We start from the raw sequence: 16,692 nt of genomic DNA on the forward strand, positions 1-16,692 counted from the left end.
AACAAAAGGCCATCCCACACCGGGATGGCCTTTTAACTTCATATTCCTAAAACTTATTGCTTAACCTTCGGAGCTTCCTCCAGCAACTTAATAAAATACCCCCCTACAACAGAGCGAGCCTGAAAGCCCACCTGCTTCCCATCAGTAGTCTCATACCAATCCGACATCGGCACCCGCGTAGGCGTCTCCGTCACATACATATAAAGCGGATCAATAATCTTCTTGAACGTCGTGCTGTCATTCGCCAGTGTAGCGGTCCAAACAATCCAATCGGATTTAGTATACGTACGACGACTGTCAAGCGGCAAACCGTACGTATTCTGCTTCGTGAGATAATACTTCAACTCGCGTTCAGCCACTTCCTTTGGGAAGATATTGAAGCCAAGCAGCTTATCCCACACCATGTTATACTTCTGACTCCAGGTGCCCGGCTGATCGAACGTGAGGCGGTAATGATCACCGTCGTTCGCCATCTTCACCCACTCTTCGGCCATACGCGCAGCTTCTTCTTTGTACAGCTTGGCGGTATCTTGCTTGTTCAGCATCTCCGCCAGCATGCCGTACGAGGCAATACCCATGATGGCTTTGATCGACAGGTTAGTATTGTGCGCCAGGTGACCGGCGAAGTCGTCGGTACAAAGCTGGTTTGCCGGATCGAGGCCATTCTCGCGCAGGTAGCCCGCCCACGTCGTGAGCACCTTCCAGTGCGCCTTGGCGTAGTTTGCATTACCCTCACGCTTGGCGATAGCGCCCGTCAGCACGAGCATGTTACCGCACTCTTCCACCGGCATGTCTTCACCATAGGTCTGGCCGTTGGCCAGCGGGTACGTGCCAACGTCGTGCGCCGCGAAGGGCTTCGTCCACTTGCCACTTTCCGAGTAATAGAAGATCGGGTTCATCATGCCCTTGAGCAGCTCGGGATTGTATTTCAGGAACAGCGGTGCGGAAGGATATGTTACGTCCACTGTACCGATCGAGCCATTGCTGAAGTTCTCTTTCGAAAGAAAGAGAATGTTGCCGGCGGAGTCCTGGGTCAGCTTGTGCGCCGCAATGGACTGGCGGAAAGCCAGTACACAAATATCGGCATATTGCTTACCACCGGCTTGCAGCGTCTCCTCATATACTTGTTTATCGAATGCATTACACTTCTCCTTTACCTCCTGGTAGTCGGCTTGTGCCTCGTTCAGGATGTCGTCGATGGTGGCGTTTTTCGTTTGTTTCCACCAGGCCGGACGGTTGTCGCCAAAATATTGAATGGACGATACGTCGTCGTAGGCGATCATGATGTAACCCGACGATGCCTTGGTACCTACCTTACCAAGATTGTGCACGTAGCTCATCGCGGGTGTGCTCTCGGTCAGTTTGGCCTTCGTCTCGCCGGCGCTGGCCGCCAGGTCTCCGTTGTTACTGAATTGCTCTTTCGCGGCGACAGCCGACGCGCCGATTCCCAGTTTCGTTTGTGCCGGCTGTGCCGATACCAGGTAAGCATACCCCCAGTCTATACGCACGTTGTCGCCTTTACGCTTTAATACCGGTTGTTCGGTTGTGCCTGCACGCAGATACGCTACATTGCCGGCTTTACCCTCCGTTACGACAACCTCCTGATTCAGGCTGTTCACCGCCCAGCTCGGCGTCATTTCAAAATATACTTCTACCGCGTGTTCCTGACCGTCGTTCGACGTCACGCTGTAATCCACGAAGCTGATCGGACGCGACAGCAGGTTGAGGTCGGTGGGCAGCAGCGGCGAGCGGAATGTCACTTGCAATCCAACCCCACCGCAGGTAAAGTTATAGCGCGTTTGAGTGGCCGATACCACTACGCCATCCTGTTTCGCAGTTTGTTTAAATACTTCCGGTTGAGCGGAATTGGTATACAAACCAAAATCAAGATACGCCAGGCCACCGGTATCTTTGCAATGGCCTGCCAGGACGTTGGGGCCGTCTTTGCGCAACAACGAAGCGTCAATCTTTAACAGCACGTCCATGCGCGCCGCGGCGCCGGTATTAACAATCTCCTGGCCGTTGAGATACAATTCGAAATTATCGTCGTGCGAATAGATCAGATATACAGCCGAGTCGATCTCAGACAATGTAAACGTACGCCGCACCCAGATATCGTCGACGTCCCAGAGTGTGGCACTGGAATTAAAATCCTTCGTGCCAAAAGCCGCTTTGCCACTTTTCCAGCCGCCGGTCGGTTTATACTCGGGTTTTTCCCATCCCGCAGCGGGGGCTTTGGTGGTGTACTGGCCTTCCCAAACCTGATCTTTGGCCATGGGAACAAGGGCCTTTAAGGGATATTTTTCCTTACCCAAAAAGCGATATACCGTACCGTCTACGCGCACGGCACCGGTTAACGCGTGGATTTCCCCGGTCCAGTGGCGCACAGCATCATCATACAAGTTGTCGGCCATCGACCACGCACTGGTATAGGGATCGATCGTCACCAACGGATAGGCCGGTGCGTGAGCGCTGGTAAATTGTGCGGACGCGCCGTCCGTAGGTGTTGTAGGCTTGGATTTGTCGCAGGAGATCAACCCCCACGTCAGGCAGCACATGGCTACCCATACATACTTCGTCTGGTATCTCATCAATTATGTTGTTGTAGTATCGCAAAATAAGAAGATCGCCGAACTTTCATAGCCTGTACTGTCATGTTCGCTCACGTCAGGCCAATATTTAGGGCATTCGCACTTCGTCACCGAAGCTGGGGCACACGCTTTCCCACTTGCCGCAGCCATTCACGCGCCATCAGCTCATGTCCGGGCACCGTGGGATGTATACCATCCCAGATCCAATAGTCGGCCGGCGCCTTTTTACAAGCATCCTGGAACACCTGCTGATAGCCTACAAACACGGCGTTAAAACGCTTCGCCAGATTGCGTACAATTGTTTGGTGTTTCGCGACCGCGGGCTGCCACGCCGACAGATTTTCTTTAACCGGGTCTACGGGTAGTATAAACGGTTCCCCCAGCACGAACACGGCGTTGGGCAATGCCCGCTGCGTTGCGGTGAGCAGCGTTGAATAGTGCTCGCCAAAGCCACTGCCCTCGGGGTCCTGCTGATTCCGCAAGGAAAACAGTACGTCATTCACACCGACGAGGATACTCACCACGTCAGGTTTAAGGGCTAACGCCTCCGTCTCCCAGCGCGTGGCCAGGTCGGTAATAGTGTTACCACTGATACCCTTGTTGATAAACCTGAGATTTCGTTCGGGATAATCGGCGCCCAGGCGGCTGGCAATGCTGAATGCATAGCCATGGCCCATGATATGATTCGGGTCATCTGTCCGCCCACGGTTGCCGTCTGTAATAGAGTCGCCCTGGAACAGCACGGTAAACGGCTGACCGTCGCCCGCAGGTATATTCTCATTAAAAAAATGGCGCGGCAAGGGCAGTGCTGCAGTGGCCAGGGTGGCCTGGTGCAAAAAGAGCCTTCTGGTAAGTGGCATCGTGGTGGCGTCTAAATTTGCCCCAATATGCTATAATTCGGTGGTCCATAAAAGCCGGTGGAGCCACACTATAAATTGGCATATACTTTGCCCTTTCATCTTCCATGCTTGCCATCTTTACCTTCTACCGAAACTTTCTGTACCCTTCGACAGCCGTCAATCTTTTTAGTTGTTACATAATCCTCGACAACGGATCGGGCTTCTACGGATTGGCGCTGTTCTGGTTGAAGGTCTTTACCATTCCTCTACTCGGTGCCTTGTTTCACCTCTCTCATGCCGGGCGACTCTATTTCTTTCACAACCTGGTATACTCAACACCCCGATTATATACGCTTACCGCATTATTTGATCTGACTATTTGGCTTTTTCTCATTATCCTAACCGCACAGTGCGTATGAGTGATCTATTAGAATTCGACGGCATCGAGCTAAGCTACGGTCCGCAAAGGATTCTCTCGGGCATTTACATGAAATGCCCGGTAGGCAGTATCACCGGTATATTGGGACGCAATGGCTGCGGTAAGTCCAGTTTGCTAAAGGTCGTATTTGGCAGTCTGCCGGTACCCGTCCGGTCGGTACGCATCAACGGGCAATACTTGGCCGGCGACTATATGAAGAAGCGGATCATTGCCTATCTGCCGCAAGAGGATCTGATCCCCGCGAATATGCAACTCCAGCAGGCCCTCCGGCTATTTGCTGTAGACCCGCGGTCCATTCTCGAATACTTCCCCGAAGCAGAACGGTTTTTGCCGCTCCGGTCCCGCGAGCTTTCCGGCGGCTACCGCCGCATCATCGAAGCCATGATGGTTCTGCATTCCCGGGCCACCTTCTGCCTGTTAGACGAACCTTTTACCGGCGTAATGCCCGTGCATGTGGATACACTCCGGTACGTATTGACAAAAGCGAAAGAACGGAAAGGTATTATCCTTACCGACCATCTTTATCGCCAAGTATTATCCGTGGCGGATCACCTCTATGTATTATCCGATGGACGTACGTTTGCCATAAAAGATCATGAAGACCTCGTTACGCGGGGTTATATCCACACGATGGACTAGCAGTTCAGCTATCGTACCGCTTCCACCGATGCCATCACGCGTGCGCAGTAATCCCAAACCTTTTTCCGATTCTCTATTGAGTCGTACTTCCTGCTAACCACCGCGGGCTTCAGGTCAATAAAATATTTCCCACGTACGCCTTTCACGACGGCATCGGCTGCCAGGTACACCAACGTCTCCGCGCCTTTCTCCGGTGTCCGGAAAAACAACCGCGCTACTTTCGACAACGCATTCAACACCGGCCCCAGGTCACTCTGAACACCAAAGCCCGTAGCCACCGCTCCGGGGTGCATGGTATTGACCGTAACATTCTCAATACCTTTCCCACGTAAGTCCTCCGACAACATTTCCGTCACGAACATAATAAACAGTTTGGAATTACCATAAGCCCGCAAAGGATTGTATCCATTCACCAATTCTAAATCGCTAAAATCCGGCTTCGCATTAATCCGATGCGACGATGACGAAACATTGACGATCCGTCCATCCTCACTTTTCCTGAGCAGCGGCAACAGCTCCTGCATCAGAACAAACGGCGTAAGCAAGTTGAGCGCAATAGTCGTCTCGTGCCCCTCAGCCGTCAACGCGCAGATATTACTCATGATCCCGCCTGCATTATTAATCAACACATCTAGGCGCTCATAGCGGTCTATCAGCGCATGCGCAACCCGGCGTGCTTCTGCTAGCAAGAAAAGATCGCCCACGATATAGTCGACATGTTTATTCCTCGTCGCCTCCATGATCTCCTGCTGCACACGCTGCGTGCGGCCTTTATCCCGACCGTGTATAATAACGCGGTGTCCCTGACGCGCCAGGGCAAACGCTGCCGCCTTACCGATACCACCCGTGGCACCGGTAATAAAGATTACCTTCTCCTGCATGATCTTCTAAAAGTTTTATGTAAAAGTACAGCCTGAGTGGTATACATTTGATGCCAGTTACCTACAGGATACCAGCGATGAAACCAAAAGACCTACCCATCGAACAGAAAATCAAGTATGTACAAGACACATTGTACGTCATCAGTGGCAAGTGGAAATTGCCGATCCTGCTGGCCATGAACTTTGGCGCCCGTCGTTTCCGCGACATTCAACGGGCGGTGCCAAAAATCACGACCAAAGTATTATCAAAAGAGCTGAAAGACCTGGAAACAAACCTGCTGGTGATTCGTACGGTCTATGACACATCGCCGGTAACGGTTGAATATACGGTCTCACCGTACTGCAAAAGCCTCAAGCCCCTCGTGGATGAGATGATCCTCTGGGGGTACAACCATCGGAAAAAGCTGATCACCCAGCCTTAAAAGACCCATCATAGGCGCGAGTCTCCGTCCGAAACAGGCTGAGACTCGCACCCCGGTGGGCTCTATTTCAATTGCTATAAGACAAATCCGCCGACCAGGAAAAGCCCGCGGGCTTGGTAATAATCCCATCAAATATCTCACCGGGGATATTATCCTCATACAGCAGCGCATTAAATCCGTGCGAGCTATGTGTATCGTTCGCATTTACGCTGCTTTGCAGTAAGTATACATTTCCATGAGAATCGACCGTCATAGGCAACCCGAAATCGTGGGCACCCGGCTCAAACGTCACGCCATCGTTGGTGTGCAAAGTCGACACCTGTGTATGCGCGGCATTGATGATGCGCACGCGTTTGTTACCACGGTCGTATACGTATAGGGTGCCATCGTCGCCCACAGCAATAGCCGCCAGGTCTTCGAAGCGCGCATCGCCCAGTGCACCATCACGGTTGCCCGCCTCAGTAGAACCGGCGAACGTCGTCACTACACCGGCAGGTGTTATTTTACAAATACGGTTGCTGTCGGCTACGTAAAGATTGTCCTGACCGTCGATGGCAATGCCCTGTAAGGTCTGAAAGGTGGCTGCCGCGCCTGTTCCTTCCGTGCTCCCACCTACATCGCTACCGGCAAACCGTGTAACGACACCTCCGGAAACTTTATGAATATAGTGACGTTGATGCTCAACGGTAAACAAATTCCCCTTCGAATCACTTGCGAGGCTGGATACCCGGCCGAGTTGCTCGTAATTAGCCGACGATGCATAAAATTCCGGCGTATAATGATCGTTTGTCAACGTCGCTGCCGGCACCATCATGATGTTATTCCACTTTCCGATGCCTGACTTGTCACCCGCACGCAGGAAGTAATAAAGCGTTTCACCATCCGGACTGGCGACCATGCCCGCGCCGCCATGTTCATAGTCCATCATCTCCATCGAATTTTCAAACTCCGTCTGATTGATCATTGATCCGGTCACGTCGAAAACGGCCTGGTGCACGTTAGACGTTGACGTAAATCCTGAGTATTTCAGCAATTTCATACCCATGTCCGTGCCGTCAAAGAATGCCATCACATCATTCGGCAATCTTGTCATTTCACTTCCCAGGTAATACTGACTCAAAAACACGCGCACATACTGTTTGTTATAGGTAATGGTAGGCCCCTGTTTCTCTCCATCAGCATTTTTTAATACCAGGCGACCGGAGCCGACACGCGGCGGGATCACAATGCGGACGGTCGTGTTGCCGTCCTTTGTTTCTAAGACCTCTGGTTTAATCGTGACGTCGTTGAGCGATAACACATGGAGTGTCGCATCAAAATCCTTGATCTTTATTTCAAAGCTGTCGCCCGCATAGGCATTGAAAGTGGCGCCAGCATCGGAGAATTCCGCGTCGCCCACCGCGGGAGTTGGATCTTCGTCCGAACTATCGCTACACGAAGACAAGGCGAACACCGTCAGTGCCGCCAAAGAAAGTACAAATTTATTCATAAAACCTTGGGTATAGTTACAACGACGCAAGATACGTCGACCCGACAGATGTCATCGCGGAATATACAAGCAAAACATACGTTGTATTATTCGATAACAGAGCCGGCCCCTACAACCATATACCGATTACCCAGCCATATGTCCGCACCGTCCGAATCCGGAAAAACATGCCCCCGATATACACGACTTGCCGTCAAACACAACCTTTCCGCAGCCCCACACAACCCAATGACCATTGGTACGAGCAACAGCACAAATGCACAATGACCGCCTACGGTCATTGTGCATTTTCTTTGTAAACTCACACTGCTACCCATCGCCTGGAAATCGTACAAAAAAGTGCCTCCACGACGATTTAAATTACATGTCCCCTGACTTCCATTATACCCTATCCAACACCTCTTTCAAAATCCCCACCGCCTGCCGCTGCTCTTTCAAATCAAGCGAAGCAAACCCCAGTCGCACAGCATTATACTTTATCCTGCCCGTATCGTAGCTCGTCCCATCTTTAATAACAAGCCCCTTCTCCAACGCCCGCGGCGACACCATCTTCAGGTCAGCATGAAACCGTGCCCATACAGACATTCCCCCGTCTGGAATCGTAAAATCAAGGTGCCCCGGCAGCTCGGTCTTCAGCAAATCGCAAAAGTGGTCACGGCGGTCACGATAAAGCTTCACAGATTTCTTAATATGCCGCGCCAACGTACCATCCCGGTATAGTTCAGCAATGGCATGTTCCATAAAACTATCCCCCTGAGTATCGACCGTCTTGCGGAAGTAAGTAGCGGTTTGAATAAAGTCCATCGGCGCCACAACAAAGCCAAAGCGCACGGCCGGCGCAAACGTCTTAGTCAGTGTACCAACGTAGACGACATTGCCCCGCCCATCATGACTGGCCATGGGCATGATCGGGCGGCTGGCATAATGAAAGTCGTAATCATAGTCGTCCTCCAAAATGGCAAATTTATACTGTGCCGCCAGGTGCAGCAGGTGCATCCTCCGTTCAGGCGATAGCGTGACCGTGGTAGGGTTGTGATGGTGGGGAATGACATAGAGCAGCCGGATCTTTTTCCTTTTACACAGTTGTTCTACTTTGGCCGTATCGATTCCTTCGGCATCGACGGGTACTTCGTTCAGCCGTGCGCCTAACTGCCGGAAGGTAATGTTCGCCATATCATAGCCGGGTGATCCAACAATGACCTCGTCACCAGGTTTTAAGATAACGGAGCCCGCAATAAAAATACCCATCTGGGCGCCTTTCGTAATGAGTATATTCTCGGGGGTCACCGCCAGGCCACGCGTATCGCATAAAAGCTCTGCCAGCGTTTGCCGCAGCAGCAGCGTACCCTGCGCCCCACCATACTGCAGATACTTCCGGTTAATGCTCCGGCGGGAAAGATTGCGAATCGCCGCTCCAAGCGCTTCAATGGGCGCCAGCCGGATGTCCGGAAAACCATCGTTGAATACCAATTTATGAGCAGACTGAAAGTCGGAAGTAGCAACGGGAAGGATCCGTTTTTTGTCATAACTAAAGCCCACCACCTCGGGAAAACCTATAGGCGTCGCCTGCCGCATGATCTGCGCCGGCGCTAACAACGGCGGCACAGCCTTAACAAAAGTACCCTGGCGTGCGCGCAGCTCGATCCAGCCCTGTGCGTCGAGTTCCTGAAATGCCGCGACAACCGTCATACGATTGACCTCCAGCAAACCGCCCATCTCCCGCGTTCCGGGCAGCTTTAATCCTCTGCGCAATTTACCCTGCCGGATACCGGCGATGATCGCATTGCTGATCTGCAGGTATACCGGCACCGACGATGCCGGGTCGATCTCAATCAATTCTTTTAGCAGTTCCATGGCTGGATGAGGTCTTTTGTTAAAACTGGATTATTTCACTCATCCAGTAAACATATAGTTTTGATGCGTAACATTCAACGAAATCCTATGCAACAACTTCTCTTACGCCTGGCATTATCGGCTACGTTCCTTTCCGCCGTGGCCTCGCGGCTCGGCCTGTGGGGCGCACGCTCAAGCGGCTGGAAAGGTTTTCTGGACTACACAGCCCAAACCTGCTCCTGGGCACCCACCGGCTGGATTCCATTCCTGGCCGTGACGGCCACCGTCCTGGAAATAACACTTGCCCTGCTCCTGTTCGCCGGCTATCAGACCGCCTCGGCGGCCTTGTGCAGCGCGGCACTAACATTCCTCTTTGCGTTATCGATGGCCTGGTCGTTCGGCCTCAAAGAGCCGCTAGACTATAGCGTCTTTGTATTTTCAGCAGCCGCCCTGCTGTTGGCCAGCCTGAAAGACTTTCCCTGGAGCATCGACCAACTTTTAACCCGCTGAGCCATGAACCCGCAAACCCTGTGCAGCACCTGCGGCACGTATTATCCAAATGACAGCGTGCCGGCGCTTTGCACGATCTGCAACGAAGAGCGCCAATACATTCCCGACGGCGGCCAGCGCTGGACGACTACCGGGGAATTACACCGCAAACATAGCATGAAGGTGACCAGCCTCCGGGAAAACCTATACGAGCTCGAAGTCAATCCCACGTTCGCCATCGGCCAGCGGGCGCTGTTGGTACTCTCGGAACACGGCAATATCCTGTGGGATTGTATTCCCCTGCTCGACGAGGCCACCATTGCCTTCATTCATGCCCACGGCGGCTTGCAGGCCATTGCCTTCTCACACCCGCATTATTATAGCAACATGAACGACTGGGCCGACGTGTTTCAATGCCCGGTATATATCCACCGGCACGACGCGATGCACATCGTGCAGCAAGGACCGCATATTCAACTTTGGGAAGGCGACGAGCTTGCCCTCTGGGATGGCATGAAGCTGTTCCTCATCGGCGGGCACTTCGAAGGTAGCAGCATATTGCACGTACCGTTCTTATCGCCCGAGGGCAGCGTTTTATGCGGTGATACCTTATTTCTCTCGCCCAGTAAAAAACATTTCTCGGTACAGCGGAGCTATCCCAACAAAATACCGTTGCCCACACAGGAAATGCGTCGCATTCACGCGCGACTGGCGGCAATCCCCTTCGATGCTTTCTACGGCTATATCAACACGCAAAACCTGTTTGAGGACGTAAAACCCACCCTGCACGATTCCATGCAACGTTATTTTGCCTAATGTTATGCCTCTATTCGCGCTCGCCCTCCACACACACACTGTTTTTTGCTTTTCGTCTTGCGAAATAAAATTGTAAACTAGCAAGACAAAACACGCATCATGAGATCGAAGACCATTGTCCTGCTGGCCGGGGCCTGCCTGTGCCTGTATGCAGCGCACGCCCAAAACGCGAACTACATCTCCAACCGGGCGCCGCTGCAACCTACGCCATTCGTAGCCCTACCGTTGGGTAGCATTACCCCCAAGGGGTGGCTGGCGACGCAGCTAACACTGCAAAAGGACGGTCTGACGGGCCATTCCGAAGCGCTTTATGCCGAGCTGAAATCAGACGCCGCCTGGCTGGGTGGCAAAGCGCCCGACTCTGACTGGGAGCGCCCTACCTATTATTTGCGGGGGCTGGTCGGGCTCGCATATTCCCTGCACAACGCCGAACTAAAACAACGCGCGCAAAAGTGGATCGATTGGGCACTGAACAGCCAAGCCGCCAACGGCAGCTTTGGCCCCACCACCAACAGCGACTGGTGGGCCCGCATGCCCCTGCTCTATGCCCTGTGCGACTACCAGGAAGCCACCCAGGACGCACGTGTTGTTCCCTTTCTGACGCGGTACTTCCAATACCAGCTGGCAGAGCTCGACCAGCGTCCGTTGAAAGAATGGGCCAGCGCGCGCGCCGCCGACAACGTCGACGTGATCTTCTGGCTCTACAACCGCACCGGCGATGCCTTTCTGCTGACACTGGCCAGCAAGATCAAAGCACAAGCCTATAATTATACCGATATCTTTTCGCAGAACACATTCCTCACGGACTTCCACAGCGACTTCTTCCCCAAGCACGGGGTAAACGTAGCACAGGCCTATAAATACGGACCGGTCTTTTACCAGCAAACACACGACGCCAAAGACAAAGATGCTTTCCTGAAAGGCATCAAAAACCTGCAGCCGTATCATACCCACATCACCGGCATGAACTCATGCACAGAGTTTCTTTCCGGCAACGCTTCTATACAAGGCGTAGAGCTTTGCAGCACAGCCGAGCGCATGTTCTGCGACGAGATCGCGCTGCGCGTTTTGGGCGATGCCGTCATTGGTGACGAGCTGGAAAAGATCACGTTCAACCAGCTGCCGGCGGGCATCAGCCCGGACTTCCGCCAACACCAGTATTACACGCTGCCCAACCAGGTGCAAAGCAAAGATGCCCCCAATGGCTTTGGCCAGGACTACGCGAACGGCGTCGTACCCGGCCCCTATTCGGGTTACCCCTGCTGCCGCTTCAACCTGCACATGGCATGGCCCAAATATACCCAGCACTGCTGGATGGCGACTCCCGATAATGGCCTGGCAGCCACTGTATACGCACCCAGTAGTGTACAGGCGAAAGTGGCAAAAGGTATACCGGTAACAATTACCGAAGAGACCGCATATCCCTTCGAAGAGCAAATACGGTTTACCATTACAATCGACCGTGCCACGTCCTTCCCGCTGCAATTGCGTATACCGGCCTGGTGCGCCAAGCCGGTCGTAAAGGTTAATGGTAAAGTACAGAAGGACGTCACTCCGGGAACGTATTATACCATTAAGAGAACCTGGGAGAACAACGACAAGGTTTCCCTCGACCTGCCCATGACATTGCAGACGTCAACCTGGGTTAACCACTCCATCGGTATTGAACGTGGTCCGTTGGTCTATACCTTACAGATGAAGGAGCAGTGGAAGCGCAAGAACGAGCACACCTTTGACGGTATTGATTTTAGCGAATATGAAGTGCTACCCGCAAATGACTGGAACTATGGTTTGGTGATCGACCCGCAGTCGCCTGCCAAAAGCATCACACTGGAGCGTGCCGCCATGCCGGAGAATCCTTTCCGCCCGGAGACCACGCCCGTACGGCTAAAAGTAAAAGCGCGGAAAGTAGCGGATTGGGGACTGGCCGCAAATGGTGTCCACGCCGCCGAGCCACCGCTCAACCCACAACCTACCGGCCCGGAAGAAATCGTCACCCTGGTACCTTTTGGAGCACAGCGTATTCGCGTCACCTACTTCCCGTTGATTGGCCCAACGGTCAAGCCGGAACAACAAACCTTCACCGACCCGTTTACAGCCGATGGAAAAAATCCCTGGGTCAACTTCGGTGGCGGCTGGCAGCAAGCCGGTGGCAAATACTTCTCGGAGTCCTATAATATCGACGGTGCCAAGTCGGTTGTCACGACAACAAGCTTCGACAACCTTACCATGGATGCCACCGTCACCATCCTGAACGATGTGACCGAAGGTGGTGTGTTATTCCGGACATCCTCCCCTACTATGGGCGTCGATGCGTATAAGGGTTATTACGCGGCCATCAGTACGAAAGGCAGCTTGATTCTGGGCAAGTCCAACAATGCCTGGCAATCGCTGCAGGAGATTCCGGCCACGATCATCAAAAACAAAGCCTACCACTTACGGGTTGTTGCCCAGGGCAATCGTATCCAGGTATACCTGGACGATATGAAAACACCACAGATCACGGTGTCAGACACTACGTATGCCTCAGGCGCCATTGGCCTGCGGCAGTACAGCGGCACCGACACGAGCGACCCGTCCGGTAAAACGGTGATCTACGAGAAAATATCGGTGCAGCGTGCCGGCCAATGATCTATACTTTGTCGGCGTTGCGTGACCCTATTGGTCACGCAGCGCATCGACAGGGTTACCTGACGCCGCCCGGATCGATTCGAAACTGATCGTCAATACAGCGATGAGCAACGCCACCCCACCGGCCAGCGCAAACAAGGTCACATCCGGCGAAACTTTATAGGCAAAGCCTTCGAGCCATAAATTGATACCATACAACGATAGCGGCACGGCCAATACAAACGCAATCAGCACCAGCCGCACAAACTCGCCCGACATCATCACCACAATCTGCCGCACGCTGGCGCCCAGCACCTTGCGCACCCCAATCTCGCGGAAGCGTTTCTCCGCCATAAAGCCCGACAAGCCATACAACCCCAGACAGGATATGACCATTGCGATAACAGTAAAAGTATTGATGACCCCGGCGACACGCTTATCGTCGGCGTATTGTTTCTGAATATTCTCGTCGAGGAAGCTATACTCAAACGGCGCATCGGTAATGACCGACTTCCAGGCGCTTTCAAACGCGGCCAGCGACTGCTCCATGTTACCTCCCTTTACTTCGGCAATGAGAAAGTCGTGTTCAACTTCGGACTGTACGCGCAACAGGATCGGGTAGATCTTTTCACGCAAGCTGATATGATGATAATCCTTCATAACACCAATCACTTCAAACGTGTACTGTTCTCCCTGCCAGTCGAAATATAAGTTATCGCCTACAATCGATTCATTAGAGAGGCCGAGCTGTCGCACCGCTTCTTCGTTTACAATGACCTTCCGCCAGGACTCTTCATTGCGCGTGGTGGGAAAGTTATGCCCGGCAATCAACGATATCCCCATTACCTGGAGATAATTAGGCTCTACCCAGCTGTTGTGCACCAATACAGCTTTATCCATATTGCTCCCCGCCGGGTACAATCCGAAGTCGGAGAAGATGGGACTGCCCGGTAAATACGTCGTACCCGTTACACCCGACACCCCCGCCATATTCTCAATCGCCTGGCTCAACGGCTCGAAGCGTTTCTTGCCGAGGTCCGTGCGCAAGGGCAGAACGATCTTATGATTTGTATCAAAGCCCAGGTCTTGCGCCTGCATAAAGCTCAACTGCCGCGATATGACAATCATACCGCATACCAGCGTAATGGCAATGACAAATTGAAACACCACCAACGCCCGGCGCAGCAGGCTGCCCGTTGTCGGCAAAGCTGCACGGCCTTTGAGAATGCCTGCCGGTTGGAAGGAAGATAAATAAAATGCCGGGTAGCTCCCGGCCACCAACCCGGTAATGATCGTAATCGCCAGCAGGCAAAGAGCCGTCAACCCCAGGCCGGATGTTTCCAGGTGGATTGCCTTGCCCGTAAGCTGATTAAAGACCGGCAACACCAGCGGCACCAGCATGCAGCTGATGATCATGGCAATCGCAACGATCAACAACGTCTCGCTCAGGAACTGGCGGATCAGCAGCCCGCGCGGCGCGCCAAGCGATTTACGCAGGCCCACTTCGATAGCACGTTGAGCGGCCTTGGCGGTCGAGAGGTTCATAAAGTTTATGCAGGCTATCAGCAGGATAAAGGCAGCGATAGATCCCACCACGTACAAGTAATGAATACGGGGCGTCTTATCGGTCGACGAGTACAGGTATATATTCTCCAGAGGTTCCAGGCTCAGGTTCTTTTGCACACCCAATTGCTTGAGGTCTGACGCCCCATGCTTCTGAAAAGCTGTATTCATCTTAGCAATAACATCTGACAACGAATACCCCGGCCGCAGCTTGACATAGGCATTCATAAAATTCTGCCCGGCCCATTCATCGGCCACATCGTCCTGGCGTACATACGCACCCCAACCGTCGCTTGTCATGGAAGCGAAGAAGTTTACCCGCAGGTGACTGTTCGCCGGTGGCTGCATCACCCCCGTCACCGTGAAATCCACCGCCGGGCCGCCCTGATTGATGTTCAATACTTTACCAAGGGCAGACTCATTGCCAAACAGCTTGCGGGCCATGGTCCCACTAATAACCACACTGTTGGGATGTGTCAGTGCTTTCGTGGGATTGCCTTCTATAAACGGAAACGTCAGCACCGACATAATGGTCGAGTCGGCCAGGTATCCGTCAGGCTCATAGAACATTTTATCCTCATACCGCACCAGGTTGAGCGTAACGTTGGGCGGGCTTACAATCCGTGCTACCGTCTCAAACTCCGGCACCTCGTCTTTTATCCCCCAGGCAATGGGCGGCGACGTACGCGGATAAGGTTTAAAATCGCTCAGGTTTGAGCTCGACGTGATACGAAATACGCGCCCGCCGTCGCGGTGATAGGTATCGTAACGCAGCTCATCCTGCACATACAATACCAGTAACAGGCAGCAAGCCACGCCGACAGACAGGCCGACGATATTAATCAGGGAAAAGACCTTATTGCGCCGCAGGTTGCGTAGCGCCACGATGATGAAGTTACGGAGCATGGGTTAAACGTTTGGGTACGATAAAACAATTACCCTGCATTTACGCCATGGTTACAGAAGCAACATAATTTATTTTGAAAATTTACCGGGTCGTTTTCAGACTACCGGGCCAGCCGCCACAGCCCCTTTAAACAAACATCTCCTCCACCTTGTCCTGTTTCTGAAAGATCTCCCGGATATGATAGGTCTTCTTATGCTGCGATTCGTAGTATACGCGCATAATCAACTCGGCAATAATCCCGAACGTCAGAAATTGGATGCCCGCCAGCACCAGCGTCACACCCAGGATCAGCAAGGGACGCCCCCAGATCTCGTTCCCCAGCAGCTTAAGGACAAGGAAGTATACACTAATGGTCGATCCCGAGAAAAAACAAAGTATACCCAACGGACCAAAGAAATGGATCGGACGTTTGAAATAGAATTTAAAAAACCACATCAGGATAAGATCGCTCAACACCTTGAATGTGCGGCCCAACCCATATTTCGATTGACCAAAGCGCCGCGGGTGGTGTTTGACATCCACATCCGTAATTCTTCCACCTTCGAGCACCGCCAGGATGGGAATGAAGCGATGAAGCTCGCCGTAGAGTCCCAGGTTCTTGGCTATCTCTTTGCGAAATACCTTGAGTGTACAGCCATAGTCACGAATGGTAATACCGGTCATTTTGCGAATCAACCGGTTGGCCAATTTGCTGGGAAGTTTGCGCAGCAACTCGCCGTCCTGTCGATTCTTACGTGTGCCGGCGACCATGTCCCAACCTTCCGATTTTAATTTCTCCAGCATAGCCGGGATATCGGTGGGGTCATTTTGCAAGTCGCCATCCATGGTGGCAATATATTCGCCGCAGGCTTCTTGTATACCCGCCGCCATAGCCGCCGTCTGACCGTAGTTGGCGTTAAAGATCACGAGCTTTACATGCGCATCGGCATGTAGTTTTACTTCGGCCACCGTACGGTCGGTGGAACCGTCGTCGACGATGATGACCTCGTATTCATAGCCCGGCAGCGCCGCGGCAAGCTGCTGTAACAACGGCCGAATATTTTCCTGCTCGTTGAAGACGGTGATGACGATGGATAATTCCATAGTTGCAAAGAAACAATGTTGATTTTTACCCTTCGTGAATTCGCTGTTGTGATGCCATTAAGTAATTTCACGATTCGGTAACGCAGCTGTT

General features: G+C 52.7%; 12 protein-coding genes. 5 read left to right on the top strand and 7 right to left on the bottom strand.

The genetic code is table 11. The features are described 5' to 3' along the window. Nucleotides 1-53: 53 nt before the first annotated feature. Both K7P01_RS27270 and K7P01_RS27275 read right to left on the bottom strand, forming a co-directional pair. Nucleotides 54-2,591 carry a glutaminase family protein gene (locus K7P01_RS27270; RefSeq protein ID WP_267297768.1) on the bottom strand — a complete coding sequence of 846 codons (2,538 nt, stop codon included), beginning with the start codon at nt 2,589-2,591 and terminating at the stop codon, nt 54-56. 107 nt (nt 2,592-2,698) lie between these two features. Then, nucleotides 2,699-3,451: an SGNH/GDSL hydrolase family protein gene (locus K7P01_RS27275; protein WP_267297769.1), complete on the bottom strand. Its 753-nt coding sequence runs from the start codon at nt 3,449-3,451 to the stop codon at nt 2,699-2,701. A 394-nt stretch (nt 3,452-3,845) separates the two neighbouring features. Here K7P01_RS27275 and K7P01_RS27280 point away from each other — a divergent pair, with 394 nt between their 5' ends. Further along, nucleotides 3,846-4,508: an ATP-binding cassette domain-containing protein gene (locus K7P01_RS27280; RefSeq protein WP_267297770.1), complete on the top strand. Its 663-nt coding sequence runs from the start codon at nt 3,846-3,848 to the stop codon at nt 4,506-4,508. Nucleotides 4,509-4,516: 8 nt separating this feature from the next. Here K7P01_RS27280 and K7P01_RS27285 read toward each other — a convergent pair whose 3' ends face one another. Then, nucleotides 4,517-5,389 carry an SDR family NAD(P)-dependent oxidoreductase gene (locus K7P01_RS27285; RefSeq protein ID WP_267297771.1) on the bottom strand — a complete coding sequence of 291 codons (873 nt, stop codon included), beginning with the start codon at nt 5,387-5,389 and terminating at the stop codon, nt 4,517-4,519. Nucleotides 5,390-5,466: 77 nt separating this feature from the next. Between K7P01_RS27285 and K7P01_RS27290 the strand changes: the two genes are divergently transcribed. After that, the gene (locus K7P01_RS27290; protein WP_267297772.1) at nt 5,467-5,811 is read left to right on the top strand and encodes a winged helix-turn-helix transcriptional regulator; all 345 of its coding nucleotides are present in this window, start codon (nt 5,467-5,469) and stop codon (nt 5,809-5,811) included. Nucleotides 5,812-5,878: 67 nt separating this feature from the next. Here the strand turns inward: K7P01_RS27290 and K7P01_RS27295 are convergent, their stop codons facing one another. Further along, nucleotides 5,879-7,300, bottom strand: a complete 1,422-nt coding sequence (locus tag K7P01_RS27295) for an NHL repeat-containing protein (RefSeq protein WP_267297773.1) — start codon at nt 7,298-7,300, stop codon at nt 5,879-5,881. 381 nt (nt 7,301-7,681) lie between these two features. Next, nucleotides 7,682-9,154, bottom strand: coding sequence for an aminotransferase-like domain-containing protein (locus K7P01_RS27300; protein WP_267297774.1), 1,473 nt, complete (start codon nt 9,152-9,154; stop codon nt 7,682-7,684). An 87-nt stretch (nt 9,155-9,241) separates the two neighbouring features. Here K7P01_RS27300 and K7P01_RS27305 point away from each other — a divergent pair, with 87 nt between their 5' ends. From K7P01_RS27305 to K7P01_RS27315, 3 genes are all read left to right on the top strand, one after another. Next, complete coding sequence (locus K7P01_RS27305) at nt 9,242-9,643, top strand: DoxX family protein (protein WP_267297775.1); 402 nt, start codon at nt 9,242-9,244, stop codon at nt 9,641-9,643. Nucleotides 9,644-9,646: 3 nt separating this feature from the next. After that, a complete protein-coding gene (locus tag K7P01_RS27310; protein ID WP_267297776.1) occupies nt 9,647-10,438 on the top strand; it encodes an MBL fold metallo-hydrolase in 792 nt (263 codons plus the stop codon). Nucleotides 10,439-10,537: 99 nt separating this feature from the next. Continuing rightward, complete coding sequence (locus K7P01_RS27315; RefSeq protein ID WP_267297777.1) at nt 10,538-13,069, top strand: beta-L-arabinofuranosidase domain-containing protein; 2,532 nt, start codon at nt 10,538-10,540, stop codon at nt 13,067-13,069. A gap of 27 nt (nt 13,070-13,096) precedes the next feature. On the opposite strand, the gene K7P01_RS27320 is transcribed toward K7P01_RS27315, so the two are convergent. Continuing rightward, complete coding sequence (locus tag K7P01_RS27320; RefSeq protein ID WP_267297778.1) at nt 13,097-15,517, bottom strand: ABC transporter permease; 2,421 nt, start codon at nt 15,515-15,517, stop codon at nt 13,097-13,099. Between the two features lie 127 nt (nt 15,518-15,644). After that, nucleotides 15,645-16,601, bottom strand: coding sequence for a glycosyltransferase family 2 protein (locus tag K7P01_RS27325; RefSeq protein WP_267297779.1), 957 nt, complete (start codon nt 16,599-16,601; stop codon nt 15,645-15,647). Between the last annotated feature and the right edge of the window lie 91 nt (nt 16,602-16,692).

The sequence above is a fragment of the Parachryseolinea silvisoli genome, from assembly GCF_021190955.1.
Taxonomy (GTDB): Bacteria; Bacteroidota; Bacteroidia; order Cytophagales; family Cyclobacteriaceae; genus Ohtaekwangia; species Ohtaekwangia silvisoli.

Coding starts and splice junctions, on each gene's coding strand:
- K7P01_RS27270 (WP_267297768.1), bottom strand. CDS start 2,591: ATGAGATACCAGACGAAGTATGTATGGGTAGCCATGTGCTGCCTGACG.
- K7P01_RS27275 (WP_267297769.1), bottom strand. CDS start 3,451: ATGCCACTTACCAGAAGGCTCTTTTTGCACCAGGCCACCCTGGCCACT.
- K7P01_RS27280 (WP_267297770.1), top strand. CDS start 3,846: ATGAGTGATCTATTAGAATTCGACGGCATCGAGCTAAGCTACGGTCCG.
- K7P01_RS27285 (WP_267297771.1), bottom strand. CDS start 5,389: ATGCAGGAGAAGGTAATCTTTATTACCGGTGCCACGGGTGGTATCGGT.
- K7P01_RS27290 (WP_267297772.1), top strand. CDS start 5,467: ATGAAACCAAAAGACCTACCCATCGAACAGAAAATCAAGTATGTACAA.
- K7P01_RS27295 (WP_267297773.1), bottom strand. CDS start 7,300: ATGAATAAATTTGTACTTTCTTTGGCGGCACTGACGGTGTTCGCCTTG.
- K7P01_RS27300 (WP_267297774.1), bottom strand. CDS start 9,154: ATGGAACTGCTAAAAGAATTGATTGAGATCGACCCGGCATCGTCGGTG.
- K7P01_RS27305 (WP_267297775.1), top strand. CDS start 9,242: ATGCAACAACTTCTCTTACGCCTGGCATTATCGGCTACGTTCCTTTCC.
- K7P01_RS27310 (WP_267297776.1), top strand. CDS start 9,647: ATGAACCCGCAAACCCTGTGCAGCACCTGCGGCACGTATTATCCAAAT.
- K7P01_RS27315 (WP_267297777.1), top strand. CDS start 10,538: ATGAGATCGAAGACCATTGTCCTGCTGGCCGGGGCCTGCCTGTGCCTG.
- K7P01_RS27320 (WP_267297778.1), bottom strand. CDS start 15,517: ATGCTCCGTAACTTCATCATCGTGGCGCTACGCAACCTGCGGCGCAAT.
- K7P01_RS27325 (WP_267297779.1), bottom strand. CDS start 16,601: ATGGAATTATCCATCGTCATCACCGTCTTCAACGAGCAGGAAAATATT.